Annotated in this window: 24 protein-coding genes, 1 tRNA gene and 3 pseudogenes; 11 read left to right on the forward strand and 17 right to left on the reverse strand. The window is 63.5% G+C overall.

Features of this window, described 5'->3' with window-relative positions; translation table 11 throughout:
- Nucleotides 1–240 precede the first annotated feature (240 nt).
- The 6 genes from ETC07_RS05855 to bioB all read right to left on the reverse strand — a co-directional run bounded on the left by ETC07_RS05855 (nt 241) and on the right by bioB (nt 4,885).
- Nucleotides 241–325: transfer RNA gene (locus tag ETC07_RS05855), tRNA-Leu, on the reverse strand.
- A gap of 45 nt (nt 326–370) precedes the next feature.
- Nucleotides 371–1,072, reverse strand: a complete 702-nt coding sequence (bioD, locus tag ETC07_RS05860) for a dethiobiotin synthase (RefSeq protein WP_136247573.1) — start codon at nt 1,070–1,072, stop codon at nt 371–373.
- Between the two features lies 1 nt (nt 1,073).
- Nucleotides 1,074–1,883, reverse strand: coding sequence for a methyltransferase domain-containing protein (locus ETC07_RS05865; protein WP_136247574.1), 810 nt, complete (start codon nt 1,881–1,883; stop codon nt 1,074–1,076).
- Nucleotides 1,880–2,635 (reverse strand): alpha/beta fold hydrolase, encoded by a 756-nt coding sequence (locus ETC07_RS05870; RefSeq protein ID WP_136247575.1) that lies wholly within the window; start codon nt 2,633–2,635, stop codon nt 1,880–1,882. The genes ETC07_RS05865 and ETC07_RS05870 overlap by 4 nt, the downstream gene beginning before the upstream one ends.
- Complete coding sequence (bioF, locus tag ETC07_RS05875; protein ID WP_136247576.1) at nt 2,632–3,783, reverse strand: 8-amino-7-oxononanoate synthase; 1,152 nt, start codon at nt 3,781–3,783, stop codon at nt 2,632–2,634. Before bioF ends, ETC07_RS05870 begins: the two co-directional genes overlap by 4 nt.
- A 4-nt stretch (nt 3,784–3,787) precedes the next feature.
- Nucleotides 3,788–4,885, reverse strand: a complete 1,098-nt coding sequence (gene bioB / locus ETC07_RS05880) for a biotin synthase BioB (protein WP_205742511.1) — start codon at nt 4,883–4,885, stop codon at nt 3,788–3,790.
- A gap of 70 nt (nt 4,886–4,955) precedes the next feature.
- On the opposite strand from bioB, the pseudogene ETC07_RS15865 reads away from it, so the two are divergent.
- The 4 genes and pseudogenes from ETC07_RS15865 to gapS6b form a co-directional block, all read left to right on the forward strand.
- Nucleotides 4,956–5,102, forward strand: a pseudogene (locus ETC07_RS15865) (ComF family protein); the annotation flags it as partial.
- Nucleotides 5,103–5,216: 114 nt separating this feature from the next.
- Nucleotides 5,217–5,573, forward strand: coding sequence for a ComF family protein (locus tag ETC07_RS15765; RefSeq protein WP_205742512.1), 357 nt, complete (start codon nt 5,217–5,219; stop codon nt 5,571–5,573).
- 154 nt (nt 5,574–5,727) lie between these two features.
- Nucleotides 5,728–6,066 (forward strand): GapS6a family protein, encoded by a 339-nt coding sequence (gene gapS6a, locus ETC07_RS05890; protein WP_136247577.1) that lies wholly within the window; start codon nt 5,728–5,730, stop codon nt 6,064–6,066.
- A 15-nt stretch (nt 6,067–6,081) separates the two neighbouring features.
- The gene (gapS6b, locus tag ETC07_RS05895; protein ID WP_136247578.1) at nt 6,082–9,393 is read left to right on the forward strand and encodes a GapS6b family protein; all 3,312 of its coding nucleotides are present in this window, start codon (nt 6,082–6,084) and stop codon (nt 9,391–9,393) included.
- 224 nt (nt 9,394–9,617) lie between these two features.
- On the opposite strand, the gene ETC07_RS15770 is transcribed toward gapS6b, so the two are convergent.
- The 3 genes and pseudogenes from ETC07_RS15770 to ETC07_RS05910 form a co-directional block, all read right to left on the reverse strand.
- Entirely contained in the window at nt 9,618–10,112 is a 495-nt protein-coding gene (locus tag ETC07_RS15770; RefSeq protein ID WP_205742513.1) for an integrase core domain-containing protein, read from the reverse strand.
- 369 nt (nt 10,113–10,481) lie between these two features.
- Nucleotides 10,482–10,688, reverse strand: a complete 207-nt coding sequence (locus tag ETC07_RS05905; protein ID WP_240724569.1) for a hypothetical protein — start codon at nt 10,686–10,688, stop codon at nt 10,482–10,484.
- A 118-nt stretch (nt 10,689–10,806) separates the two neighbouring features.
- A pseudogene (locus ETC07_RS05910) lies at nt 10,807–11,142 on the reverse strand (biotin synthase BioB); the annotation flags it as partial.
- Between the two features lie 70 nt (nt 11,143–11,212).
- Here ETC07_RS05910 and ETC07_RS15870 point away from each other — a divergent pair.
- A pseudogene (locus tag ETC07_RS15870) lies at nt 11,213–11,359 on the forward strand (ComF family protein); the annotation flags it as partial.
- Between the two features lie 114 nt (nt 11,360–11,473).
- Nucleotides 11,474–11,923, forward strand: coding sequence for a ComF family protein (locus ETC07_RS15875; RefSeq protein ID WP_240724578.1), 450 nt, complete (start codon nt 11,474–11,476; stop codon nt 11,921–11,923).
- 121 nt (nt 11,924–12,044) lie between these two features.
- Here ETC07_RS15875 and ETC07_RS05920 read toward each other — a convergent pair whose 3' ends face one another.
- Complete coding sequence (locus tag ETC07_RS05920) at nt 12,045–12,680, reverse strand: LysE family translocator (protein WP_136247580.1); 636 nt, start codon at nt 12,678–12,680, stop codon at nt 12,045–12,047.
- A 259-nt stretch (nt 12,681–12,939) separates the two neighbouring features.
- Between ETC07_RS05920 and ETC07_RS05925 the strand changes: the two genes are divergently transcribed.
- The 4 genes from ETC07_RS05925 (at nt 12,940) to ETC07_RS05940 (ending at nt 16,644) form a co-directional block, all read left to right on the forward strand.
- Complete coding sequence (locus ETC07_RS05925; RefSeq protein WP_136247581.1) at nt 12,940–13,923, forward strand: serine/threonine protein kinase; 984 nt, start codon at nt 12,940–12,942, stop codon at nt 13,921–13,923.
- Nucleotides 13,924–14,098: 175 nt separating this feature from the next.
- Nucleotides 14,099–14,656, forward strand: coding sequence for a GTP cyclohydrolase I FolE (gene folE / locus ETC07_RS05930; protein WP_136247582.1), 558 nt, complete (start codon nt 14,099–14,101; stop codon nt 14,654–14,656).
- 10 nt (nt 14,657–14,666) lie between these two features.
- On the forward strand, nt 14,667–15,077 hold the full coding sequence (gene folX, locus ETC07_RS05935) for a dihydroneopterin triphosphate 2'-epimerase (protein ID WP_136247583.1): 411 nt from the start codon (nt 14,667–14,669) through the stop codon (nt 15,075–15,077).
- 109 nt (nt 15,078–15,186) lie between these two features.
- Nucleotides 15,187–16,644, forward strand: coding sequence for an NAD-dependent succinate-semialdehyde dehydrogenase (locus ETC07_RS05940; RefSeq protein WP_136247584.1), 1,458 nt, complete (start codon nt 15,187–15,189; stop codon nt 16,642–16,644).
- 167 nt (nt 16,645–16,811) lie between these two features.
- On the opposite strand, the gene purH is transcribed toward ETC07_RS05940, so the two are convergent.
- The 7 genes from purH to dsbD form a co-directional block, all read right to left on the reverse strand.
- Complete coding sequence (gene purH / locus ETC07_RS05945) at nt 16,812–18,386, reverse strand: bifunctional phosphoribosylaminoimidazolecarboxamide formyltransferase/IMP cyclohydrolase (RefSeq protein WP_136247585.1); 1,575 nt, start codon at nt 18,384–18,386, stop codon at nt 16,812–16,814.
- 74 nt (nt 18,387–18,460) lie between these two features.
- Nucleotides 18,461–18,685, reverse strand: a complete 225-nt coding sequence (gene fis, locus ETC07_RS05950; RefSeq protein WP_168709176.1) for a DNA-binding transcriptional regulator Fis — start codon at nt 18,683–18,685, stop codon at nt 18,461–18,463.
- A gap of 107 nt (nt 18,686–18,792) precedes the next feature.
- On the reverse strand, nt 18,793–19,851 hold the full coding sequence (gene dusB / locus ETC07_RS05955) for a tRNA dihydrouridine synthase DusB (RefSeq protein ID WP_136247587.1): 1,059 nt from the start codon (nt 19,849–19,851) through the stop codon (nt 18,793–18,795).
- Nucleotides 19,852–19,927: 76 nt separating this feature from the next.
- On the reverse strand, nt 19,928–20,842 hold the full coding sequence (gene prmA, locus ETC07_RS05960) for a 50S ribosomal protein L11 methyltransferase (protein ID WP_136247588.1): 915 nt from the start codon (nt 20,840–20,842) through the stop codon (nt 19,928–19,930).
- Nucleotides 20,843–20,921: 79 nt separating this feature from the next.
- Nucleotides 20,922–22,262: an acetyl-CoA carboxylase biotin carboxylase subunit gene (accC, locus tag ETC07_RS05965; RefSeq protein WP_136247589.1), complete on the reverse strand. Its 1,341-nt coding sequence runs from the start codon at nt 22,260–22,262 to the stop codon at nt 20,922–20,924.
- Nucleotides 22,263–22,290: 28 nt separating this feature from the next.
- Nucleotides 22,291–22,764, reverse strand: coding sequence for an acetyl-CoA carboxylase biotin carboxyl carrier protein (gene accB / locus ETC07_RS05970; protein ID WP_136247590.1), 474 nt, complete (start codon nt 22,762–22,764; stop codon nt 22,291–22,293).
- 185 nt (nt 22,765–22,949) lie between these two features.
- Complete coding sequence (gene dsbD / locus ETC07_RS05975; protein WP_136247591.1) at nt 22,950–24,881, reverse strand: protein-disulfide reductase DsbD; 1,932 nt, start codon at nt 24,879–24,881, stop codon at nt 22,950–22,952.
- A 214-nt stretch (nt 24,882–25,095) separates the two neighbouring features.
- Between dsbD and ETC07_RS05980 the strand changes: the two genes are divergently transcribed.
- Entirely contained in the window at nt 25,096–26,211 is a 1,116-nt protein-coding gene (locus ETC07_RS05980; RefSeq protein WP_136247592.1) for a DUF2333 family protein, read from the forward strand.

A 26,211-nucleotide genomic window follows, 5' to 3' on the forward strand; every position in this document is an offset into this window, starting at 1 on the left:
CTGACGCCGGTCGCTTAGGGCCACCTGGCTGTGAGGGTTCCTACGAGCAATGAATGACGTCAGGCATTCGCGAGTTTAGGGACGAGCTTCCTTTTAGCTGCACAGGGGCAGCAGCGATATGAGTGGAAGCAGGCTTCAAGCTAGGCAGGAAATGTTGAGCATACCATACCCAAAACGGACCAAAATCAGCCCATGTTGGCTGTTGGTCGTTCGGTAAGATATTGAAAATAAAGAAGAGAATGGTGCGGATGGGGAGACTTGAACTCCCACGCCCGAAGGCACGAGGACCTAAACCTCGCGTGTCTACCAATTCCACCACATCCGCACGGGTCAGGCAGGCGTCCACATTCTACGGACGCCTGGCGGCAAGTCAATCGTCGTTGGGCAACTCGAGGTGATCGGCGGCGGCGGCGGCGCGCGCCGCGGGGGTGTCGGCGGCGAGGCGCGGCACGACGCCGAGGCAGGGGGCGGCCAGGCTGCGTTCGAGCGTCGTCAGGTTGTCGTGGTAGCTGGTCTCGTCGGCGGCGAAGTCGGGGTCGATCAGGTTGCCCACCCAGCCGGCCAGGCGCAGGCCATCGGCGCGGATCGCCTCGGCACTGAGCCGGGCGTGGTTCAGGCAGCCGAGCTTGAGCCCGACCACCAGGATGACCGGCAGTTCGAGGCGCAGTGCCAGGCCGGCGAGATCCTCGTGGTCGTTGAGCGGCACTCGCCAGCCGCCGGCCCCTTCGATCAGCGTCAGGCCGCGTCCCTCTGCCAGCGGGGAGGCGACATGCGCGGCCAGCTCGCCAAGGGTCGGTACCTCGCCGGCTTGCCGGGCGGCCAGATGCGGGGCGATGGGCGGCGCATAGGTGTGGGGGTTGATGGTGGCGTAAGGCGTGGTCGGCTCGCTCTGGGCCTGTAGGGTCAGGGCGTCGATGTTGCGCAGCCCCTCGGCGGTAGGCTCGCAGCCCGAGGCCACCGGCTTGAGCCCCAGCGTGGTCAGGCCGTGGCGGCGGGCCTGGGCCAGCAGGCCGCTGGCGACGAGGGTCTTGCCGGCGTCGGTGTCGGTGCCGGTGACGAAGTAGGTGCTCATCTCAGCGTTCCAGTTCCAGCGTTAGAAGGTGATAGGACACGGGCAGGCCGTGGTCGGTGCGGAGCGCTTCGAAGCGGTGGGTGGCGCGGGCCACGTCGGCGCGGGAGAGCCGCGCCCCACCGCGTGCCACCTGGGCACCCACGCCCTTGATGGAGGCCATCACCGCGGAGAGGTCGGGATAATGGAAGCGCTCGATGCGCTCGTTGACTTCGACCCGGCGGAAGCCGACGCCGTGAGCGGCGCGACGATGGCAAGCGGCGTCGCGGAAGTCGAGCAGCGCGGCGGGGTGTGCCCAGGCTTGGCCGACCTCGGCCAGGGTGCCCGGCGCCAGGGTGTTGATCAGTGCGCGGCCGCCGGGTCGCAGCACGCGGGTGAGCTCAGAGAGTACCGCGTCCAGGTTTGGGCACCACTGGATGGCCAGGTTGGAGACCACGAGGTCGTGGCTCGCATTCGGCAGCGGCAGGTCGGCGGCGTCGGCGCATCGCCAGTCGATCGCCTGGCCATGGCGTTGGCGCGCCGCGTCGAGCATCCCTGGTGCCAGGTCCAGGCCGGTGACTCGGCCGCCGGCGCCGTAGCGCCGAAACAGTTCGGCGGTCAGGTCGCCGGGCCCGCAGCCCAGGTCCAGCACGTCTTGGGCGTGAGCCGGCAGTCGTGCGAGTAATCGCTCGGCCATGGCCTGTTGGGCCCAGGCGCGCTCGAGGTAGCGGGGTGCGGCTCGCGAGAAGGCGTGGGCGACCCGGGCGTGCCAGTCGCGCTCGTCGATCCGGGGCGCGGAGGCGACGTGGGCTACGTGGCTCGGCAGGGCGGTCATCGGGTGTCCTCGAGGGCGAGTTCTTCTAGCGGATGTGTCGGCGCCGTGGCGATGGTGGCCAGCGTCCTGGCGAGCCGGCCTGGCTGGCTGATGATCGGGCAGTGGCCGGCCTCGGGAAGCAGCCGGTCGGCCCGCTCACGGATCGCCGGAGCCAGCAGTGGGTCGGCCTCGCCGGCCAGGCGATGCACCGGGCAGGGGGGCGCCGCGAGGCGCGCGGTGTTGTCGAGCTCGGCTAGCTGGGCCAGCCCCGCGTTCAGGGTGGCCTTGTCGGCGGGTGCCGCATCGCCGAGCAGGCCGCGCAGTCGCCGGTGGGCCGCCCGGGGCGATGGCTCGCCGCCCAGCTGCCAGCGCAGGAAGTGGGCGCGGATGGCCGCCGGATCGCGACGGAAGGCCTTGCGAAACTGAGCCAGCGCCGCCTGGCTGACCCCTTCGGGATGCGGGAATCGCTCGCCCATGCCGAGCAGCACCAGGGCGCGGGGGGCCGGCAATCGGTCGAGCAGGGCGCCGGCCAGCAGCCCACCCAGCGACCAGCCGACCCAGATGGCATCGTGGGGCAAACTATCCGCCATGGCCTCGGCCAGCGCGTCCAGGGCGGCGGGGTCGTCGAGGGCGACGCGTTCGCCGTAGCCGGGCCAGTCCGGGGTCATGATCTCGAGGTCGTCTGGCCAGTGCCCGTCGAGCGCCTGCCAGAGGCGGGCGTCGCAGCCCCAGCCGGAGAGCAGCACCAGCCGGTTCGTTGCCGGTTCGTTCATGCGGCCTCCTGCCGCTGGCAGTCGGCCAATCCCTCGAGCAGGGCGTCCAGGGCGTCATCGTCGTGGGTGGCGGAGAGGGTGATGCGCAGCCGCGCCTCGCCCTGGGGCACGGTCGGCGCGCGGATGGCGCCGACCCGCAGGTTGGCCTCGCCGAGACGGGCGGCCCAGCGCAGGGTGCGCTGGTTGTCGCCCAGGCGCAGCGGCTGGATCGGCGTGGTCGACGCGTCCAGCTCAAGGCCGAGGGTGGCGGCCTCACGGCGGAAGCGTTGGATGCGCTGGTGAAGCCGGGCGCGGCGCTCGGGCTCGGTGTCGAGGATGTCCAGGGCGGCCAGGGTGGCCGCCGCCACGCCGGGCGGCTGGGCGGTGGTGTAGATGTAGGGGCGAGCGAACTGGATGAGATGCTCGATCAGCGCCGCGTCACCGGCCACGAAGGCCCCGGCGCTGCCCAGCGCCTTGCCCAGGGTGCCGACCAGCACCGGGACCTCGTCGACGCCGTGGGCGCGGCCGGCGCAGCCGTCGCCGACCCCGCCGAGCACGCCCAGGCCATGGGCGTCGTCGATCATCAGCCAGGCGTCATGGCGGCGGGCGGTCGCGGCCAGTCCGGCGACGTCGGCCACGTCGCCGTCCATGCTGAACACGCCGTCGCTGACCACCAGTGCTGGGGCACCCTCCTGGGCGCGCGCCAGCAGCCGCTCGAGGTCGGCGAGGTCGCGATGATGGAAGCGCCGCGAGGGCGCCCCGGCGAGCCTCGCCCCATCGATCAGCGAGGCGTGGTTCAGGCGGTCCTGGAAGACCGGCGTGTGGCGGTCGCAGAGTGCCTGCAGGACGCCCAGGTTGGCCATGTAACCGGTGGAAAACAGCAACGCCCGGGGGCGTCCGGTGAGCTCGGCGAGGCGCCGTTCGAGTGTCTCGTGGATCGTCTGATGGCCGCACACCAGGTGCGAGGCCCGGCCGCCGGCACCGCGGCGTCGTGCGGCTTCGGCCTGTGCCTCGGCGAGCCTCGGGTCGCGTGCCAGGCCGAGGTAGTCGTTGCCGGCGAAGTCTTGCCGTGGATCCTTGGGATCCACGGTGGGACGTGAGCGCCATAACCCTTCGGCGCGGCGAGCCTCGGCGCGCTCAGTCAGACGCTGTGGCCAGTTGGTGGCCATGCGGTCAGGCTTCGCTGGCGTCGTAGAACATGGCATCGTCGCGGCGGTCGCGGATGGCGGCCTCCAGGGCGGCTTCGGTCTTCTCGTCGTCGGCGCAGGTTTCGCGCTGCTCCGGGTGCAGGCCGAGCTTGTCGAACAGCGCACGGTCGCGTTCTACCTGGGGGTTGCCGGTGGTCAGCAGGGAGTCGCCGTAGAAGATCGAGTTGGCGCCGGCCAGGAAGGCCATGGCCTGGGTCGACTCGTCCATCTGTTCGCGGCCGGCGGACAGGCGCACGTGGCTCTTCGGCATCAGGATGCGGGCCACGGCGATGGCGCGGATGAACTCCAGCGGGTCCATGTCCTCGACGTTTTCCATCGGCGTGCCCGGCACCTTGACCAGCATGTTGATCGGTACCGATTCGGGATGCGGCTCCAGGCGCACCAGCTGCTGGAGCAGGGCGGCGCGGTCGCGGGGCGTCTCGCCCATGCCCAGGATGCCGCCGGAGCATACCTTCATGCCGGCCTCGCGCACGTTGGCCAACGTGTCCAGTCGGTCGGCATAGCTGCGGGTGGTGATGATCTCGCCGTAGTACTCCGGGGAGGTGTCGAGGTTGTGGTTGTAGTAGTCGAGCCCGGCATCGGAGAGGCGCCTGGCCTGTTCGACATCGACCATGCCGAGTGTCATGCAGGTCTCGAGCCCCAGCGACTTGACCCGGCTGACCATCTCCATGACCACCTGCAGGTCCTTCTCCCGCGGGCTGCGCCAGGCGGCGCCCATGCAGAAACGGCTGGCGCCGGCCTGCTTGGCGGCCTCGGCCTGTTCCACCACCTTCTCGATCTCGAGCAGCTTCTCCTTGCCGAGCCCGGTGTTGTAGTGGCCGGACTGCGGGCAGTACTTGCAATCCTCCGGGCAGGCGCCGGTCTTGATCGACAGCAGGGTGGAGACCTGGACGGCGTTGGGGTCGAAGTGCGCGCGATGGACCTGCTGGGCGCGGAACACCAGGTCATTGAAGGGCAGCGCGAACAACGCCTCGATCTCCTCGACAGACCAGTCGTGGCGAATATCCGGGCGGGACGCTAGGGTCAGATCAACCGGGGCGTTGTCGTGAGGCTGGGCAGACATGCAGGGCTCGCTTATGGTCAACTTGCTTAGCATTAGTGGGTTGACGAGTAGGGTACGGAGACGCGACATCATGTCAACCTTGCTGAATACAAAGGTTGACGAATGGCTGCGTCGTGCCTTGCCAGGCCGTTGTGCGTTCTGTCTGGCGCCCTGTGAGGAGAGACGCGCCTGGTGCACCGCCTGCCATGCCGCCTTGCGCTGGAATCGGTCGGCCTGCCCGGTCTGTGCAGAACCATTGCCGGCCACGGTCGCGCCGAGACCGTGCGGGCATTGCCTGCGCCGGTCGCCGTGCTTTCAGTGCGCGCGGGTGCCGCTGCGTTACGAGGGGGAGGTGGCGGAGCTGATGCAGCGCTTCAAGTTCCATGCCTCGCCGCGGGCGGGGACGCTGCTGCTGGCCTTGCTGGAGGAAGGCTTGGCGGGAAGCGAGCCGCCCCAGGCATTGATCGCGGTGCCACTCCATCCGCACCGAGCCCGAGAGCGAGGCTTCGACCAGGGGTGTTGGCTCGCCGAGCGGCTGGCGGCGCGGCTGCACGTTCCGCTGGTGGGCGCTCGACGGCTCGCCGACACACGGAGCCAACGCGGGCTCGATCGCGGGAAGCGACGCGGCAACCTGCGTGGCGCCTTCCGCCTGGAGGCACGTCTACCGCCGCGGGTGGCGCTGCTCGATGACGTGATGTCCACTACCTAGGGTGCAACTCCGTACCTTCACCCCTTAGCTTTGATGAAATCGCATAAAATCAATAGCTTAGTTGTGCTTAAGGTTGAAAACCTCATTGCAGCCATGCCTAGACAACCCTAATATGAGAATATGGCTAACCAATAAGTATCAAAGGGAATAAGGCATGTTTGTCGAAAGTGTTGCAGCAGGTGTTGTCGCCAATGTCGTTTACGAATGCACGAAAAAAGGCTTGTCCCTCTCAAAAGACTACTTAGTGAAAGAGCTTGCTAAAGCAGTCAAGGACGATCAGCAGAAGCTGGAATATATAGCTGAAGAGCTTGTCAAATTAGACAAAAGTGAAGATTTAGAAGATCTCAGCGAAAAGGGCATAATAAAGAGGATGGAGAAATGCCCAGAGCTTGTAGAGGCACTAAATAGCATCAAGCAAGAAAACGTTCAGCACATAACCAATCAGTATCACTATGGGAATGGTGATAATGTTGGTGGCGACAAGTATTGCTAGCAAAAGGATTTGCTAATGCTTAAGCAGGTTAAGAAGTTATTCCAGTTCCACTTTGGTTCTGGGGATGCTGTTGGAAATAATAAATACGAAATTAAGGAGCTGATGCCAGACGACCTCAAAGAGTTATCCATTGAGGTGTTTTCTGACATTGGTAAAGGTGATGTCCAAAGTGCAAAGGCAAGAATAAGTGCCATAGAGAGCACAGGAAGGCTTGGTAAAGAGTCGCACCCTTACTTACAAGCCCTGAAGCTTATTTCTGGTTTAACAGACCAGTCTGAAGGAGAAGCTCTTCACCCAAAAATCTCTAGAGCTCTCGCTGATTCTACTTCTCCAAAAATTAAGGATGTGTTTTTGGCATCTTTGATTAGAGTCAGGCTTATACTGGATGACGAAGAAGGTGCTATTCAAGCATATAAAAGTGAAAAGGATGCAGGCTTTTTATCCAGGTGTCAGTATTTAGAGCTCTTGGCTAGTAAAGATGAGCTAAAAGCCACTGGAACAGAACCCACCGGTAGTGATGTAGAAGTTCTTTCTATCATCAGGGGGCTGCTTAGAGTTGATGAATTTAGTGCTGCATTAAAGCTTTCCGGAAAAGCTAAAAATACCTATAAAGATCACGATTTTGAAGTAGTCTATTTACAAGCTTTGTGCAAGCAAATAAGTCTCGACCTTAACGATCGAGCATTCTGGTTTGTAGAAAAGAGGCTTAAAGACCAAATACTGGTGCTCTGCAATAATATACATAAGCTGATAGTTAAATCTGAAGGGCGAGACAAACGGCTATTTAAACTTGCAGTGCCTATTCTTTCTTACTCCGCCTCAGCAGATCAACAGCTCAGTGATATCTGTTGGAGGTATGTTGATAAGTGGCAAGAGGACTTCCCAGAATTTTCTGCCTTGTTGTATGCAACTGAGAATAAAGACTATAGTTATTTGGAAGATGATATCAAACAAGGATTTTTGCTTAGCGAAAGTGAAAGCAAAAGAAATGAATTGAAGAGGAAAGTGCTTTCAGCAGATGTTTTGAATGTGGTCGATGTTTTGTTGGCACTTGATTATTTAGATAGCAGTGTGGCTGATAAGATCATAGGAAAGGAAATCTCGATAGATAATGATGATGAGTCTATTGAGAAGTTTGTTAGCCTTTTGCTCTATTCCGCTTCGTCAGAAAAGTGTCGGTTAAGAAATAAAAAAGACATTCCGGGTCTTATTCAAGATTTTTATGATTCTGGTGGTGATTTTAAGCAAATAAATCCATTTCTTATTATTAAGCTTGCCAGAAACCTACATCGTCACGACCTTTACAGTGAGGTCTGTAAGTGTCTAGAAGACCCTCTCACTTTAGAAGATCCGTGGCTCTCTCCTATTATGAGAGAGTATCTTGTCGCTTTATATAATAGTAGCCAGTATAGTAGCTTTCATAAGCTGATATCAGGTTTACACAACGATGCACAAGATTCTAGCTTCTATTGGTCTCTTAAGTCCCATTATGAAACCAATAAGGGTGAGCTTGATAAAGCATTAAATTCAATTGATCCAGCTATTCGTTTGGAACCAACTGCTACTCAGTTTCTGTTGCAGAAAGCGAGAGTCTTGTTAAGCCTTGGTAAAGGGGTTGGTGAGTTTTTAGATAGTATTGATATTTCCGTAATCAGTATAGATGATGACGACTCAATTCAGTTGCTCGCAATGATGTATCATTTCGTAAACTTTTCAAAAGTTGAAGAAGTGGTTGTCGATTTATTTCTGAGAGATCCGATAAGGTCTTCTAAGGTTGTAAGTGGTTTACACCTTGGTTTTAGTGTGTCGAATAAAACCGCAGAGCAATTTGTTCCCGCCTCTCGAAATGTTGGTGATGCTGTTGTTGGTCTTGCTTTCAATAAAGGGAACAAGTCAAGTAAAGCCATTGTAGTAGAGGGCGAGAAGTACCCGCCGAATCAGTATGTGCTTAAAGCAAGCTCTGATTTGGCAGAAAAACTTATGGCTCTTAGTGAAGGAAGCATGGATAAGAGCGGGGTGGAAGACTTAACTCTTCACAGTAAAATCCCACCTTATGTTGCTGCATTTCAAATTTCTTGTGACATTAGGCAAGAAATGAATGACGGAAGCGATGCTTTTTTTATGCTCCAAGTTCCAGAAGGTGGCGATGAGCTTGTTGCCTTTATGGAAGATAATCTCAAGAGGCTTTCACCCCGTAGGAGTGAAGAGGTTTTTGCTGATCCGAATATCCCATTGCTAATGAAAGGTAATGCTCTTAACTCTCAAGAAGTATGCAAGTCAGCTCTTGAGTTGTTTGTAGATCCAGCAATATCTAAGATGATACTTCCTGTGGAGAGCCCAAGGCAAGAATCTCTCGGATACATTGCGGATGTTTATACTATTATCTATGTTTGCTTGGCGGGATTGGCAAAAAGCTTTTGTAGACAAAACATAAAATCTACGGAAGAAACAAAAAGGCTTTTGAAAGAATTTCGTGACACTATAACATCTCCAGAATATATGACACTTGGCCTCAGTGATAGTGGGCATTTAGTCAGAACTCTAGGAGAGGATATAGAGAGAGATTTTAAAGACTTCATTGAAGGTCTTGATGAGATCTTGTCTAAAATCACAGTCGTTGACGACACTAAAATTCTTGAAGCTGATCTACCTCAAGATCTTAATATTTTGAAAGGGGCTATTGATGACACAGTAGTTCATACGATAATGGCCTGCCATTCTTATCGTGTATCATGGTTAACCATTGATAATGCAATTGGTGGTTTCGTTTCTAACTATGGGGTAGATGCTTATCCAATGCATGTTATGGCTTCTAAGCTATCAAGAGAAGAGGAGTTTGAAAAGAGGCTAAATGGTTTAAAGTGGCATGTCTTTGCTGACCTTCCTTTCCCCGTGCATAACGAAGATTTCATTGATCTGATTTTTGATTTTAAAGCTATTAGCCTTACAGTTTTAAGGAAGATTCTTGAAAAACACAAATCTTCTATACTTGAAAATAGAGGGTTGAGTTCTTCTCTGGATTCGATGCCTGTGTATATTGTTTTCAAACTTCAAGAAGGAAGGTCGGCTGAGGTTGTTAATTGTGCTATTCCTTTGTTGAATGAGGTGTTCAGGCTTCAAATTGCTAGAAACAATGGTTATCCAGCAGAGTATAAGCTTGCAATGTCTATTCAACAGTCTTCCTTTAAAGCCCATAAGGCAATATTTGATATAAAGAAGCTGGTTCCATTCTATGAAAATTTCATTTTTGGGCACTTTTTGAATCGGGAGGCAGTAGTGGAGTATTTTCAAGAAAAGCAATACGTTCCATATGCTGATACTAACTAGATGTGTGAGGCTGAGAGGTGAGAGCATTGAATAATATAAGGAAGAGGTTGCTTGATGAGTCTCTCGGTATGCTATATAGGCAATTTTTTAAAGAATATGGCGGCATAGCCATATATGGCGATCGTTCGGAAGGTTCCGCTTCAAGTAAGGCTTTCTATGAAGATTTAGCCGAGCTTCCGAAGGCCGTCTCCGATTTTGTAATGACCCCCTGGTTTCTGCACACCCTATGCCGCTAATGCTGGGTGTGCTCGGGGTGCCACATAGTCCAGAGACTGATGTGGTCGCTCTTCGTTGTAGTACCGGATCCAGCGCTCGATCACGACCCTGGCTTGGCCCAACGACTCGAAGCGATGGAGCCAGATGCACTCTTCTTTCAAGGAACGGAAGAAGCGCTCGACGAGGCCGTTCTGCTCCGGGGTATACGGCGTCGTGAACTCTTGGGTAAGGCCATAGGCCTTTACCGTGACGGTATAGTGGCGACTGCTGAAAACGAGCCCGTTATCGGAGCGAAGGGCCAACGGCTGCTGAACGCGCCCCAGCGCCCCGAGCCGATAGATCAGCGCTTCCTCCAACGCCGCCTCCGCGGTCTTGCTGCTGCCATTGTCCGATAATCGCCAGCCGAGGTTCTCTCGTGTGCAGCAGTCGATGATCACCGCCAGGCTGGCTCGCCGATCCTTGCCACACCACACGCGGGTGAGATCGGTCCGCCCATCGCTCATCAGGCCTCAAGGCGACGGACGGCAGACTTCTGGCACGCGGTCGGAAGCCCTGAGGCCGCTTGCGTACCTGCCAGCCTTTGAGCTGCAGAATGCGCTGGATCGGTTTGCGGTTCTCACCCAGGATGCATGCCAGGCGGCGATAGCCATAGGTAGGAAACCGTTCCAAGGCCAGCTTCACCCGCGCTGCCAGATCGGTATTGATGTCGCGCTGCCGGGGCTTGGGCCGGTAATACAGACTTCGCCGGGGGAGCCCCAACCAGCGGCAGAGCTTAACGAGCGATACCACATGGCCTTCCTCGGCCAATTGCGCCTGCAGCGACCTTACGAGTTCTCGTCCTCGTCGAGCAGGCGCTTGAATTTTTTTAGCGCTTAGATCTGCAGATGGGCCTCGCCCAGTGCCTCCTTGGTCTCCCGGAGCTCGGATTCGTACTGCTCACGGATGTCCTTGGGTCGGGCCTTGAACCCGTTTTCCATGCTGCGCTGGGCCTCATCGATCCAACCCTCGATCTCAGAGACGGTGAGATCGTACTGGCGAGCCACTTCAGCGGCCGTGGTCTTGCCCTTGAAGATGTCCATGACCACAGCGGCCTTGCGCTTGGCGGTCCATCGCTTGATGGGATTGTCGTCGCTCATCCTGTCCTCCTGATGGCTGCACTATACCCTGTGCAGCTATGAAGGGGGTCACTTCAGATAGGCTGTTTGAGGCGACCTTGGCCTCTCGGGCCTGATCCACCACCTTCCCGATCTCGAGCAGCTTCTCCTTGCCGAGCCCGGTGTTGTAGTGGCCGGACTGCGGGCAGTACTTGCAATCCTCCGGGCAGGCGCCGGTCTTGATCGACAGCAGGGTGGAGACCTGGACGGCGTTGGGGTCGAAGTGCGCGCGATGGACCTGCTGGGCGCGGAACACCAGGTCATTGAAGGGCAGCGCGAACAACGCCTCGATCTCCTCGACAGACCAGTCGTGGCGAATATCCGGGCGGGACGCTAGGGTCAGATCAACCGGGGCGTTGTCGTGAGGCTGGGCAGACATGCAGGGCTCGCTTATGGTCAACTTGCTTAGCATTGGTGGGTTGACGAGTAGGGTACGGAGACGCGTCATCATGTCAACCTTGCTGAATGCAAAGGTTGACGAATGGCTGCGTCGTGCCTTGCCAGGCCGTTGTGCGTTCTGTCTGGCGCCCTGTGAGGAGGGACGCGCCTGGTGCACCGCCTGCCATGCCGCCTTGCCCTGGAATCGGTCGGCCTGCCCGGTCTGTGCAGAGCCGTTGCCGGCCACGGTCGCGCCGAGACCGTGCGGGCATTGCCTGCGCCGGTCGCCGTGCTTTCAGTGCGCGCGGGTGCCGCTGCGTTACGAGGGGGAGGTGGCGGAGCTGATGCAGCGCTTCAAGTTCCATGCCTCGCCGCGGGCGGGGACGCTGCTGCTGGCCTTGCTGGAGGAAGGCTTGGCGGGAAGCGAGCCGCCCCAGGCATTGATCGCGGTGCCACTCCATCCGCACCGAGCCCGAGAGCGAGGCTTCGACCAGGGGTATTGGCTCGCCGAGCGGCTGGCGGCGCGGCTGCACGTTCCGCTGGTGGGCGCTCGACGGCTCGCCGACACGCGGAGCCAACGCGGGCTCGATCGCGGGAAGCGACGCGGCAACCTGCGTGGCGCCTTCCGCCTGGAGGCGCGTCTACCGCCGCGGGTGGCGCTGCTCGATGACGTGATGACCACCGGCGCCACCCTCGATGCCCTGGCCCGGGCCTGCCGTCAGGCGGGCGCGACGGAGATCGAGGCCTGGGCGATCGCCAGGACGCCCCTGGCCACGCCCTGAGATCATGCGGAGGCTTTGTTCGAAAAATGCCTGCGCCCGCCCAGGCGGCATTCAACGTCGGCTCACAGTACCCATGTACACCGCGTCAATTCCGTCTGTTCGTCGCCTTTTCGCAGGCAACCTATGGCGACGTGGCGATCAGCGAACCACCGGCGGCCATGAACAGGCCGCCGGTGGCGCGATGGAAGCGCCGCGCGCGGCGCGGATGGCCGAACCACCGACCGATCCCCGAACCCATGGCGGCGTAGAGCCACATCAGGCTGAGGTCGATCGCCGCCCAGGTCGCGGCGAGGATCGCGAACTGGGCGAGCTGGGGCGCGGCCACGTCGATGAAGTTGGGGAACAGGGCGGCGAAGAACAGCAGGTCCTTGGGGTTGCTGATGCCGACCAGGAAGCCCTGGCGAAACAGCCGAGGCAGCGGGGTCGTGGTGGGGCTCGGCCCGGTCGCCGTGGTGGCCACCGGAGGCTCGTCGCCGGAGCGGCGCCAGGCCTGGAGGCCGAGTATGACGAGATAGATGCCGCCGGCGATCTTCAGGAGATGAAAGGCGGTCTCGGAGGTGGCCAGGATGGCGCCGAGCCCCAGCGACGAGAGCCCCATCAGGGCCAGCGAGGCCAGGGTGCCGCCACAGACGGTGGCCGCGGCGCGACGTCGGCCGAAGCGCAGGCCGTGGCTGGTACACAACAGGGCCACGGGACCGGGGAAGATGATCAGTGCGACGATCATGCCGACGTAGGTGAGCCAGGTGAGCAGTTCCATGCAGGGTCTCCGGCCGGGGGCAAGTGCGGCGTGCATCGGCCACCGTATTGATGAAGCCACCAGCATAGGGTAGGCGTGTGGGCGGTTTCCAGGCCCTGTGATGGGGGCGGTGGTGTGGGGCATGGCTGGCCGCGGTCGCGGCGAATGGTCGGCGGGGTAGTCCGGAGGGTGGCTGTGGTGGCGGTTATCGGGCCACGCTGTGACGCGTCGGGCCGGGTGGCTTTGCTACCATGGGGCTTTGCCTGTGACGAGAACGCCCATGAACGACGCGATTCATCCCTTTGCCCGCCTCGAGCCCGCGCGGGTCGTGGCGGCGGTGGAGTCCCTGGGCTTCTGGCTGCCCGGCGAGCCCTTCGCGCTTAACAGTTACGAGAACCGGGTTTACCTGGTGCACGACGACGAGCGACGCCGCTGGGTGGTCAAGTTCTATCGCCCGGGGCGCTGGAGCGACGCCCAGATCCAGGAAGAGCACGACTTCCTGGCTGAGCTGCTCGAGGCCGGCGTGACGGTGGCCGCGCCCTGGCGCGACGCCTCGGGGGCGAGCCTGCATCGGCATGACGATTTCCGTTTCTCGCTGTTCCCCCACCTGCCCGGCCAGGCGCCGGAACTGGAAAGCCCCGAGCATCTGTTCGCCCTGGGCGAGACGATCGGTGCCGTGCATGCGGTCGGCGAGCGTCGTGCCTTCGTGCATCGCCGCACCCTGGCCCCGCGCGAGATGGCCGAGGAGGCCGTCGAGACGGTACTGGCGAGCCGCTGGCTGACGGATCGCCAGCGTGCCGCCTATCGGCGCACCGGGCAGGGGCTGATCGAGGCCTTATCTGCGCGGGCATGGCCGGCGAAGATGCTACGGGCGCAGGGCGACTGCCATCTGGGAAACATGCTGGGGCGGGATGAGCACTTCGCGCTGGTGGACTTCGATGACTGCCTGATGGCGCCGGCGGTGCAGGATCTGTGGATGCTGTTGACCGCCAAGGACGAGGGCGAGCGCCAGATGCAGCTTTCCGAGGTGATCGAGGGCTACGAGCAGCACCGCGACTTCGACCGTGGCGAGCTGGCGCTGGTGGAGCCGCTGCGGGCGTTGCGGCTGCTGCGTCATAGCGCCTGGCTGGTGGCGCGCTGGGAAGACCCTGCCTTCCCGCAGGCCTTCCCGTGGCTGGCCGATGCCGGCTACTGGGACGGTCACCTGCGCGAGCTCGAGCAGCAGCGCGTCATGCTGGATGGCGATGATCGCTGGTTGTCCTGACGGCACGGGTCTGCTGAGGCGCCATGGCACTGCGTCGCGCGGCGCCTTGCGCTAGAATAATGCGTTCCCCGAACCGTTATGTTTACAAGTGCGGTTTTTTGAATAATTTATGTATAAGGTGTGGCCGGGGGAATCGCCGACCCACCGATATCACGACTCTGCATGGGGCCTGAGCATGACCGAACATCTCGCCGACCACTACCGCCAGATCATCGAGGGGCTGGGGGAGGACCCCGACCGCGAGGGGCTGCGCGACACTCCCAAGCGGGCCGCGAAGGCCATGCAATTCCTCAACCATGGCTATCAGCAGTCGCTGGAGGAGATCATCAACGGTGCGGTCTTCGCCTCGGAGACCGATGAGATGGTGCTGGTGAAGGATATCGAGCTGTACTCGATGTGCGAGCATCACCTGCTGCCGTTCATCGGCAAGTGTCACATCGCCTACCTGCCGCGGGGCAAGGTGCTGGGGCTCTCCAAGTTCGCCCGCATCGTCGACATGTACGCCCGCCGCATGCAGATTCAGGAGAACCTGACCCGCCAGATCGCCGAGGCGGTACAGCAGGTCACCGAGGCTCGTGGCGTGGCCGTGGTCGTCGAGGCTCGCCACCTGTGCATGATGATGCGTGGCGTCGAGAAGCAGAATTCCAGCATGTCGTCCTCGGTGATGCTCGGCGCCTTCCGCGAGCATCAGAGCACCCGCCAGGAGTTCCTGACCCTGGTTCAAGGCCGCTAAGGAGAGCGAGATGCCACTGCACGCGCTGGGCGACGAACACCTCGATCATGATCTGGCGACGATCCGTATCAAGGATCTGCGCCTGAGGACGCATATCGGCATCAAGGACGAGGAGATCCAGAATCGCCAGGACGTGGTGATCAACATGGTGATCCGCTATCGCGCCGATCGCGCGGTGGCCTTCAATCACATCGAGCAGGCGCTGAATTACCGCACCATCACCAAGCAGGTGATCCAGCATGTGGAAGACCACCGTTTCCAGCTGCTGGAGCGCATGACCCGCGAGGTGCTCGACCTGGTGATGAGCTTCGACCAGGTGCTCGCCGCCCAGGTCGAGATCGACAAGCCGCATGCGCTGCGCTTCGCCGATTCGGTGTCGATCACCCTGTCCGATTCCCGTGAGGCGCGTCGCCAGGGGTAGGCGACGGGGTGGAATGTCGCTCATGGATGAGCGGTTGGCGTGTCGGGGGGCTTGCGCTTAGCATGAGAATCATCCCTCATGAAGTATGCCCACACGCCAGGAGTCAATCATGGAAGCCCTGAAGGAAACCCAGCTCTACTGTCCTTTCGCCTACATCGACGGGAGTTGGGTCGCCGCCGACAGCGGCGAACAGATCGAGGTGCTGAACCCGGCGACCGGCGAGGCGGTGGGGCAGGTGCCACGGTTGGGGCGCGGCGAGACCGAGCGTGCCATCGATGCCGCCGATGCCGCCTTGCCGGCCTGGCGGGCGCTGGCCGCCCACGAGCGGGCCGATATCCTGCTCAAGTGGCATGATCTGATGCTCGAGCATCAACACGATCTGGCCATGATCATGACCCATGAGCAGGGTAAGCCGCTCAAGGAAGCCGCCGGCGAGATCGCCTATGCGGCGAGCTTCTTGCGCTGGTTCGCCGAGGAGGCTCGCCGGGTCTATGGCGAGACGATTCCCGCCACGCAGTCGCAGCAGCGTATCCTGGTCACCAAGCAGCCGATCGGCGTGGTCGGTGCCATCACGCCCTGGAACTTCCCGGCGGCGATGATCACTCGCAAGGCCGGCGCCGCCCTGGCCGCGGGCTGCACCTTCGTGGTCAAGCCGGCCAGCCAGACGCCGTTCTCGGCCACCGCGCTGGCGCTGCTGGCCGAGCGGGCCGGCGTGCCGCGCGGGGTATTCAACGTGGTGCCGGGCCGCGCCTCGGAAATCGCTGCGGCACTCACCGAGTCGCCGGCGGTGCGCAAGATCACCTTCACCGGCTCCACCGAGGTGGGGCGCGAGCTGATGAGCCAGGCGTCGCGCCACGTGCAGAAAATCTCGTTGGAGCTCGGCGGCAACGCGCCCTTCATCGTCTTCGAAGACGCCGACCTGGATGCCGCCGTGGAAGGCGCCATGGCCGCCAAGTTCCGCAACGCCGGCCAGACCTGCGTGTGCACCAACCGCTTTTTGATCCAGTCCAGCGTGGTCAACGCCTTCTGCGAGAAGCTGGCGGTGGCCATGAACAGCGAGCTCAAGGTGGGTAACGGCAGCGAGCAGGGCGTCAACATCGGCCCGCTGATCGACGACAAGGCGGTGACCAAGGTCTCCGAGCATGTGCAGGATGCCGTCGATCACGGTGCCGAGTTGCTACTGGGGGGCCATCCGCACCCGCTGGGGGGGCATTTCTTCACCCCGACGCTGATCAGCGCCGCCAACGGCAGCATGAAGGTGGCCAACGAGGAGACCTTCGGTCCGCTGGCCGCGGTCTTCCCCTTCGAGGACGAACAGGATGCCGTGGCCATGGCCAATGACACCGAGTTCGGGCTCGCCTCCTACTTCTATTCCCGCGACTTGGGCCGCGTGTGGCGAGTCGCCGAGGCGCTGGAATATGGCATGGTGGGCATCAATACCGGGTTGATCTCCAATGCCGCCGCGCCCTTCGGCGGGGTCAAGGCTTCCGGTCTCGGCCGCGAGGGAGGCCACCAGGGCATCGAGGAGTTCCTCGAGACCAAGTACCTGTGCATCGATCTCGGATAGCGCCGAGCTGCAAGCGCCTGGCCGATCCGTGACGGGCGGTAGGTGTTGAGGGAGGAAAAAGCCCCCCGCCGGATCGAGTCCGGCGGGGGGCTTTGTCGATGTCTATTGAGTTTGAGACATCATCCTGCGGCGCTCGGCGCTCGGCGCTCGGCGCTCGGCGCTCGGCGTCAGTGGCGGAAGTGGCGCATGCCGGTAAACACCATGGCGATGCCGGCCTCGTTGGCGGCATCGATCACTTCCTGGTCGCGCATCGAGCCGCCGGGCTGGATCACCGCGGTGATGCCGGCCTTGGCGGCGGCGTCGATGCCATCACGGAACGGGAAGAAGGCGTCGGACGCCATCACCGAGCCGGGCACCGAGAGGCCCTCGTCGGCGGCCTTGATGCCGGCGATCTTGGCCGAGTAGACGCGGCTCATCTGGCCGGCGCCGACGCCGATGGTCTGGCCATCCTTGACGTAGACGATGGCGTTGGACTTGACGTACTTGCCGACCTTCCAGGCGAAAGCCAGGTCGCGCATCTCCTGCTCGCTGGGCACGCGTTCGGTGACCACGGTCAGCTCGTCGCGGCCGACCATGCCCAGGTCACGATCCTGAACCAGCAGGCCGCCGGTGACGCGCTTGAGGTCGTGGGCATGCGCGCGCTCGCCGGGCCAGTGGGCGCCGATATCGAGCAGGCGGACGTTCTTCTTCTCGGCGACGATCGCGGCGACATCGGCCTCGACACCGGGGGCGATGATCACCTCGACGAACTGGCGGTCGATGATGGCGCGTGCGGTGTCGGCATCCAGCCCGCGATTGAAGGCGATGATGCCGCCGAAGGCGCTGGTCGGGTCGGTGGCGAAGGCCTTGTCGTAAGCCTCGAGCTGGCTGGCGCCGACCGCCACGCCACAGGGGTTGGCGTGCTTGACGATGACGCAGGCGGTCTCCGTGAAGCTCTTCACGCACTCCAGTGCCGAGTCGGTGTCGGCGACGTTATTGAACGACAGCGGCTTGCCCTGGAGGGTCTCGGCGGTGGCCACGCTCGGTTCCTGGCAGTCGGGATCGACGTAGAAGGCCGCGGACTGGTGCGGGTTCTCGCCGTAACGCATGGACTGCTTCTTGTGGAACTGCAGGTTGTAGGTGCGCGGGAAACCGTCTTCGCCGCCCTCGACGCGCTGGCCGAGGTAATCGGCGATGGCGGCGTCATAGCCGGCGGTGTGTTCGAAGGCCTTGACCGCCAGGTCGAAGCGAGTGGCCTGTTGCATGCCGCCCCGGGTGACTTCGTCCAGCACCCGATCGTAGTCGCCGGCGTCGACCACGATGGTGGTGTAGGCGTGGTTCTTGGCGCAGGAGCGGACCATGGTCGGGCCGCCGATGTCGATGTTCTCGATGGCGTCTTCGAGGCGGCAGTCGGGGCGTGCCACGGTGGCCGAGAAGGGGTAGAGGTTGACCACCACCATGTCGATCGGGGCAATCTCATGCTCGGCCATCACCGCGTCGTCCTGGCCGCGACGGCCGAGGATGCCGCCATGGATCTTCGGATGCAGGGTCTTGACGCGTCCGTCCATGATCTCGGGGAAGCCGGTGTGCTCGGAGACCTCGGTGACCGGAATGCCGTGCTCCTGGAGCAGGCGAAAGGTGCCGCCGGTGGACAGCAGCGCGACACCTTGCTCGCCGAGCCCGCGGGCGAAGTCGACGATGCCGGTCTTGTCGGACACGCTGATCAGGGCGCGGCGGACGGGCGTGGAAGAGGCTTGAGACATGAAGGTCACTCTGTTGGGCGTTGAGGGGGCATCGAAACGCAAGCGGGGGCGCTCGATGGCGCCCCCGCGGGAATTTAGATCAGACCGTAGAGCTTGAGCTTCTTGCGCAGGGTGCCACGGTTGAGGCCGAGCATTTCGGCGGCGCGGGTCTGGTTACCCTGGGCGTGCTCGAGCACCGAGGCCAGTAGCGGCGCCTCGACCTCGGCCATCACCATGGCGTGAAGGTCGGTGACGTCGCCACCGTCGAGATGATCGAAGTAGCGTCGCATCGCGGCGTCGACGGTCTCGCGCAGAGGCATGTCACCATGCGGCGTCAGCGCGCTGCCGTGGCTCTCGTCGAGGCGGCGGGGGGCGCGGGCGTCCAGCTCGGTCAGCGCGGATTTCTGGTTAAGGGCTTGGCTGCTGGTCATGCGGCACAGGTTCCATCTGGCATCATGGCCCGAGCGACACGGTGCGGCGCCGTGGCGGGGTCATGACGAAAGAGTTCGTCGATGAAGCGGCACTGGTCAGCGGCGCTGTCCAGGCCATTGAAGGTGGCGCGCAGGGCACGTCGTCCGGCATCGTCGAGGCGCGCATCGCCGGCCAGGTACCAGCCGAGGTGCTTGCGGGCGATGCGCACGCCCATGTGCTCACCGTAAAAGTCATGCAGGGCCACCAGGTGGCCATGAAGCACCGCCGAACGCTCGGTATCGTCGGGAGACGCGAGGCGCTGGCCATGCCGCAGGTAGTGGTCGATCTCGCGGAAGATCCAGGGATTGCCCTGGGCGCCGCGGCCGACCATCACCGCATCTGCCCCAGTATAGTCGAGGACGTGGCGAGCCTTCTCGGGCGAATCAATATCGCCGTTGGCGAACACCGGCAGACTCACCGCGGCCTTGATGGCGGCGATGGTGTCGTACTCCGCCTCGCCGCCGTAACGCTGCTGGCGATGGCGGCCGTGGACCGCCAGCGCCTGGATGCCGGCGTCTTCGGCCAGGCGGGCCACGCGCACGCCGTTGTTGCTGTCGGCGCACCAGCCGGTGCGGATCTTCAGCGTCACCGGCACGTCGACCGCGGCGACCACCGCGCCGAGGATCTCGGCCACCAGCGCCTCGTCACGCAGCAGCGCCGAACCGGCGGCCTTGTTGCAGACCTTCTTGGCCGGGCAGCCCATGTTGATGTCGATGATCTCGGCGCCCATCTCGGCGTTGAGACGCGCCGCCTCGGCGAGCATCTCGGCATCGCCGCCGGCGATCTGCACGGCTCGCGGGCCGGGCTCGCCGCGGTGGTCCAGGCGTAGCCGCGACTTGCGGGTGTTCCACAGGGCGGGGTCTGAGGTCACCATCTCGCCCACCACCAGGCCCGCGCCCAGCCGGCGGCAGAGCGCCCGGAAGGGGCGGTCGGTGACGCCGGCCATGGGGGCCAGGATCACTCGGTTCGGCAACGCATGAGCGCCGATGCGCGGCAGGGAGCGTGAGTCGGACATGGTCGAGATCGATGGTTCGAAGGGAGGCATATCATACGCCCCCCGATGGTCTGGGTGAAGGAGGGTGTGGCTTGTCTCAGCTCGGCCGACGACCGTCGAGGCGCACCCAGCCTTCGCGCACCTCGGGCTCGTCCATGATCAGGCCGCAAGCCTCGTAGGCCTCGCGCACCTCGTTGGCCTGGGCCTCGAGGATGCCGGACAGCGCCAGGCTCCCACCCGGCGACACACGCCCGGCGATCTTGGCGGACAGTTCGATCAGCGGGCCGGCCAGGATGTTGGCGATCACCACCGGGAAGCGTGCCGTGGTATCCAGCTGTTCCGGGTAGTGGAGGGCGAGGTCGGCGTTGTCGATGCCGTTGCGCTCGGCGTTGTCGCGACTGGCGGTGAGCGCCTGAGGATCGATGTCGGTGCCCTGGGCCGAGGCGGCTCCCAGCTTGAGGGCGGCGATGGCCAGGATGCCGGATCCGCAGCCCACGTCGAGTACCTCGTGGCTGGCAAGCTCGCCGGCCACGCTCAGCTCATCGAGCCATGCCAGGCATAGCGCGGTGGTGGGGTGGGTGCCGGTGCCGAATGCCAGGCCAGGGTCCAGGTGCAGGTTGACCGCGGCCGGGTCCGGGGCGTCATGCCAGCTCGGCACGATCCATAGCCGCTGGCCCATCTGGATGGGCGCGAAGTCGTCCATCCAGGCGCGCTCCCAGTCACGGTCGTCGAGCAGCTCGTGCTCGATCTCGGGGCAGGGCTCGCCGGGCAGGGCCTCGGACCAGGCGCCGGCCAACCGCTCGAGCATCGCGGGCAGGCCCTCGAGGTCGTCGTAGAGGCCGGTCAGTATCGTCTCGTCCCATAGCGGCGTGGTGCCGCGCTCGGGTTCGAACAGCGGGTCGTCCTGGGCGTCCTGGAGGGTGATGGCGGTGGCGCCTTCGTCCAGCAGCAGTTCCTCGAGCAGGTCGGCCTGTTCGGGAGCGATGCGCGCCTTGAGTTGCAGCCAGGGCATGGGAACTCCGGGGAATCGCGTGATGAAACGACGGCGGGGCGGCCATGCCGCCCCGCCGTCGGAGGAGTGTCGGCCGGGCTTAGAGCCCGAGCTTCTTCTCCAGGTAGTGGATGTTGACGCCTCCCTGCTGGAAATAGCCGTCGCGGACCAGATCCTTGTGCAGGTCGGTGTTGGTCTTGATGCCTTCGACGAGTAGCTCGTCGAGGGCGTTGCGCATGCGGGTCAGCGCGGTCTCGCGGTCGACGCCCCAGGTGATCAGCTTGCCGATCAGGGAGTCGTAGTGCGGCGGCACCGAGTAGCCGGTGTAGACGTGGGAGTCCATGCGCACCCCGATGCCACCCGGCGGGTGGTAGAGGGTGACCTTGCCGGGGGAGGGCATGAAGGTTCGAGAATCTTCGGCGTTGATGCGGCACTCGAAGGCGTGGCCGCTGAGTTCGATCTCGTCCTGGCTGACCGACAGCGGCAGGCCCGAGGCGATGCGCAGCTGCTCGCGGACGATATCGACGCCGGTGACCATCTCGGTGACCGGATGCTCGACCTGGACGCGGGTGTTCATCTCGATGAAGAAGAACTGGCCGTTCTCGTACAGGAACTCGAAGGTGCCGGCGCCGCGATAGCCGATCTTGACGCAGGCATCGCGGCAGGCATCGAACACCTCGGCGCGGGCGTCCTGGTCGAGGTTCGGGGCCGGGGCTTCCTCGATCACCTTCTGGTGGCGGCGCTGCAGCGAGCAGTCGCGGTCATACAGGTGAATGGCGTTGCCCTGGCCGTCGGCCAGTACCTGTACCTCGACGTGGCGCGGGTTCTCGAGGAACTTCTCCATGTAGACGGTGCCGTCGCCGAAGGACGAATGCGCCTCGGTGCGGGTCACGGTCACCGCGGAGAGCAGGTGGCCCTCGGCGTGTACCACGCGCATGCCGCGCCCGCCGCCGCCGGCGGCGGCCTTGATGATCACCGGATAGCCGATGCGCCGCGCGGTGGCCAGTATCTCGCCTTCGTCGTCGCCCAGTGGGCCGTCGGAGCCCGGCACGGTCGGCACGCCGGCCTTCTTCATGGCCTCGATGGCGCTGACCTTGTCGCCCATCAGGCGAATGGTCTCGGCGCGGGGGCCGATGAAGGTGAAGCCGGAGCGTTCCACCTGCTCGGCGAAGTCGGCGTTCTCGGAGAGGAAGCCGTAGCCGGGGTGGATGGCGCTCGAGTCGGTGACCTCGGCGGCGCTGATCAGCGCCGGGATGTTGAGATAGGACTGCGCCGAGGAGGCGGGGCCGATGCATACGGCCTCGTCGGCCAGGCGCACGTGCATCAGGTCGCGGTCGGGCTTGGAGTGTACCGCGACCGTGCGAATACCGAGTTCCTTGCAGGCGCGTAGGATACGCAGAGCGATCTCGCCGCGATTGGCGATGAGAACCTTGTCCAGCATGATGGGGTCCGCCAGGTGGGTGAAGGGATCAGGAAATGACGACCATCGGCTGCTCGAATTCGACCGGCTCGCCGTCTTCGACCAGGAAGGCCTCGATGACGCCGTCATGTTCGGCTTCGATCTGGTTCATCATCTTCATCGCCTCGACGATGCAGATGGTTTCACCCTTCTTGACGCGCTGACCGACTTCGGCGAAGGATTTGGCGCCCGGGGCCGGGGCACGGTAGAAGGTGCCGACCATCGGCGATAGCGCTTCCTGGCCCTGGTAGGCCGGGGCCTGTTCGGCGGCGGGCTCGGCGGAGGCGGCCTGCGGGGCCGGAGCGGTGGGCTGAGCCGGGGCGCCGGCCGGCCAGGCGGGAGCTGGCGGCTGGGGCTGCGGGTAAGCGCTGCCGTTCGGGTGGCGGCTGATGCGCACCGACTCCTCGCCTTCCTGGATCTCGATCTCGCTGATGTTCGACTCTTCCAGCAGCTCGATCAGCTTCTTGACCTTGCGGATATCCATATGACGTCGTCTCAATGGTGATTTCGGGATAACGGCCGACGCAGTCAACCTCGGCTAACTTGTCATAGATCGCGACAAGATATCGTCTCTTGCCGCCTCTATTGGCCTCGAAAAGCGGTGTGGGCGGAGTTTGCCGAAATTCATGGGCGATGTCCAGCGGCCCGAACGGCGTTCGCCAATCTACCCTAGCTCGGGGCGCGGTCGGCGTCGAGCGAGGCCTTGACCCCCTCGAGATGACGGGCCAGGGCCTCGGCGTCGACCTCGCCCTGGATGCGCGCCTGGCGAAGTTCGCGGCCGTCGTCGAAGAATAGCAGGCTCGGGGGGCCGAACAGTTGATAGCGCTCGAGCAGGGCCTGGCTGGCGGCATTGTTGTCGGTGACGTCGACCTCGATGCGCTTGAAGTCCGAGAGCGCCGCGGCGACGGCCGGGGCGGGGTAGACCTCACGCTTCATGATCTTGCACGAGATGCACCATTCGGCGGTGATGTCGACGAACACCGGCTGGGTGGCGGCGGCCAGGGCGGCGTCGAGCTCGTCGGGCCGGGTCACCACCTGCACCGGCTGGGGCGCGCTCGCGCCGGCGAGCGCTCCGCCGTTGCCTTGCGGGGCCAGCGGGCGCAGAGGGTCCTCGGCCCCTCGCGAGGCGCCGATCACTAGGGCGACGCCCCACACCAGCAGCAGGATGCCCGTGGCCTGACGGGCGCGCGGCCAGCCTTGGGGCGTGTTCAGGCTCAGGGCGCCGAGCGCCAGGGCCGTGCCGATGGCCAGGGCGGCCCACAGCAACAGGGCGATTGGCCCCGGCACCAGCCGCTCGATCAGCCACACGGCGACCCCGAGCAGCAGGATGCCGAAGGCGGCCTTGATGCCGGTCATCCAGGCGCCGGTGCGTGGCAGTAGGGTGGGGCCGAAGGTGCCGACCAGCAGCAGCGGCACCCCCATGCCGAGCGCCAGGGCCAGCAGGGCGGCGCCGCCCAGCAGGGCATCGCCGGTGGAGGAGATGAACACCAGGGCACCGGCCAGTGGTGCCGAGACGCAGGGCGAGACCACCAGCACCGAGAGTGCACCGGCCAGCATCAGGCCGGCCGGGCCGCTCGACTGGGCGCGGTCCTGCCAGGCCTCGATGCGTCCGGTTAGGCGCGACGACAGGCGCAGCTCGAAGGCGCCGAACATGACCAGGGCGAACAGCGTGAATAGCGCCGCGAAGCCGATCAGCACCGGCGCCGACTGGAGCCGTGCCTGAAGGTTCAGCCCGGCACCGAAGCTGCCCATCAGCACGCCGACGACGGCATAGGTCAGCGCCATGCCGGCCACATAGGACAGCGAGAGCGCGAAGGCGCGGGGGCGGCTGGGGTGTTGGCCGACGATGATCGAGGAGAGGATCGGCATCATCGGCAGTACACAGGGCGTGAAGGTCAGGCCCAGGCCGGCGAGGAAGAACAGCCCCAGCACCAGTGGCAGGCTGGCATCCTGCAGCAGGTCGCGGAAGCGCTCGTCCTCGCTGGTCGGCGCCTGGGGGGTGACATCGCCAGGCGATTCGGCCGCAGCCTGGGTAGTGGAGTCGGTCGTGGAGTCGGTCGTGGAATCGGTCGTGGAATCGGTCGTGGAATCGGGCGCGGTCGGCTTGCCCGTCGGGGTCGATGCCCGCTCGAGGCCGGCGAAGGCGGCCGGGGCTTGGCCCTGGGGCGCCTGCAGCGAGAGGGTCTCCGGCGGATAGCAGAGGCCGGCGTCGGCACAGCCCTGGAAACCGAACGTCAACTCGAGCGGCCCCTGGGGCTGGCCTTCGATCGGTACGGCGAACACGAGTCGGTCGTAGAAGACTCGCACGTCGCCGAGGAACTCGTCGGTCTTGGCCAGGCCGGGCGGCAGGTCCGGCTCACCGAGGGTGACTCCCGGCGTGTCGCTTGTGACGCTGAAGCGGTGGCGGTAGAGATAGTAGCCTTCGGCACTCTCGATGCCGATCTTCAGCGTCTCGCCGTCGTGCCAGGCGGTGGGTTGAAAGGCTTCCTCGACGGGCAGGAAATCGCTGGATCCGCCGTCGTCATCGAACCACTGCGCTTGGGCGATCAGTGGCATCCATAGCAGGGCGAGCAGGCATAACAGGCGACGAACGTACAGCACGGGGCTTCCTTTCTCGTGAGATTGACGGCGAGGGTGTGACCGGCGAAGGGGCATGGGGTTCCGCGGCATAGGGCGCTATGCTCTGATGCAGGAAACGCCCGGTGTCTAGCCCGCGTCGGGCGCGTTCAGGATAACGTAGCGTGGGGCGGCTGTGGATGCGCCTCGACATCGCAGCCCGGGTAGATGCCGGGCCCTCATCATCAGGGAGTCCATTATGGCAGTGACGCGACAGGCGGCCGAACGGCGTCGCCGCAGGAAGGAGGCGCTGGAGCGCCCCCAATACGGTTGGATCTGGAAGCCGTTGCTGGTGGCGCTGGCCATCTATCTGCTGGTGGCCGTGGGGCTGGGCATCTGGTGGAGTCGCACGCCGGCGCTGGAGGCGGCCCAGCAGGCCGACGCCGCGCCGGGCGCGGCCAGCGTGGATGGTTTGTCGGGGCTAGTGGACACGCTGCTCGACAAGCCGGGCGGCTACCTGCGCAACGATATGACGCCGCCGGGGTTGTGGCTCGACAACATGCCGGCCTGGGAGCTTGGGGTGCTCGACCAGGCGCGCTGGTTGAGCCAGTCGCTTGTGGGTCGCGACGCCTCGGCCCTCGACGCCGCGCGCACGGCGCTGGAGGGCGACGGCGATGACGGGGTCTACCCGTCGACCGAGCACCGGCTCGAGCAGGCCCGGAGCGCCTTGCAGGGCTACCGACGGTCGCTCGGCGGCGGGTCCGGGGTCGCCGTCGAGGGGCGGGAGCTAGCGGCCTGGCTGGAAGGCGTGGCGCGCAGGCTCGACGACATGGGGCGGCGCCTTTCGGCGAGCGTCGCTAACCCCGAGGCCCTGGCCGGGCTGGATCTCGATGTAGAGGACGGGGCGCAGAAGACGCCCTGGTACCGTCTCGACAACGTCTTCTTCGAGGCGCGTGGCCAGACCTGGGCCCTGCATCGCCTGCTCGAGGCGATCCATCGCGATCAGGCCGCGCGTATCGAGGCCGCAGGGCTCGCGGTGCGTTGGGACGCCCTGAGCGCCGAGCTCGAGCTCAGCCAGCGCCGGTTGTGGAGCCCGGTGGTGCTCAATGGGTCGGGCTTCGGGCCGTTTGCCAATCATTCGCTGACGATGGCGCATCACGTGCTGCGTGCCCGCGACCTGAGCCGCGAGCTGTCCGCCGGGCTGGCGGAGGCGGGCGGTGCATCCGGGGTATCGACGCCCGCTGCCGACGACACGCCTGGCAAGGCTGCCGTGGAGGGTGCGACGCAGCCGCCCGCAGAGGACGCCGCCGATGCGTCTGCGGCGGAGGATGACGCGGAGAGCCTGACGGCCTCTCAGGCCGACGGCGCGCACTGA

The sequence above is a fragment of the Halomonas borealis genome, assembly GCF_004798905.1.
GTDB lineage: Bacteria > Pseudomonadota > Gammaproteobacteria > Pseudomonadales > Halomonadaceae > Halomonas > Halomonas borealis.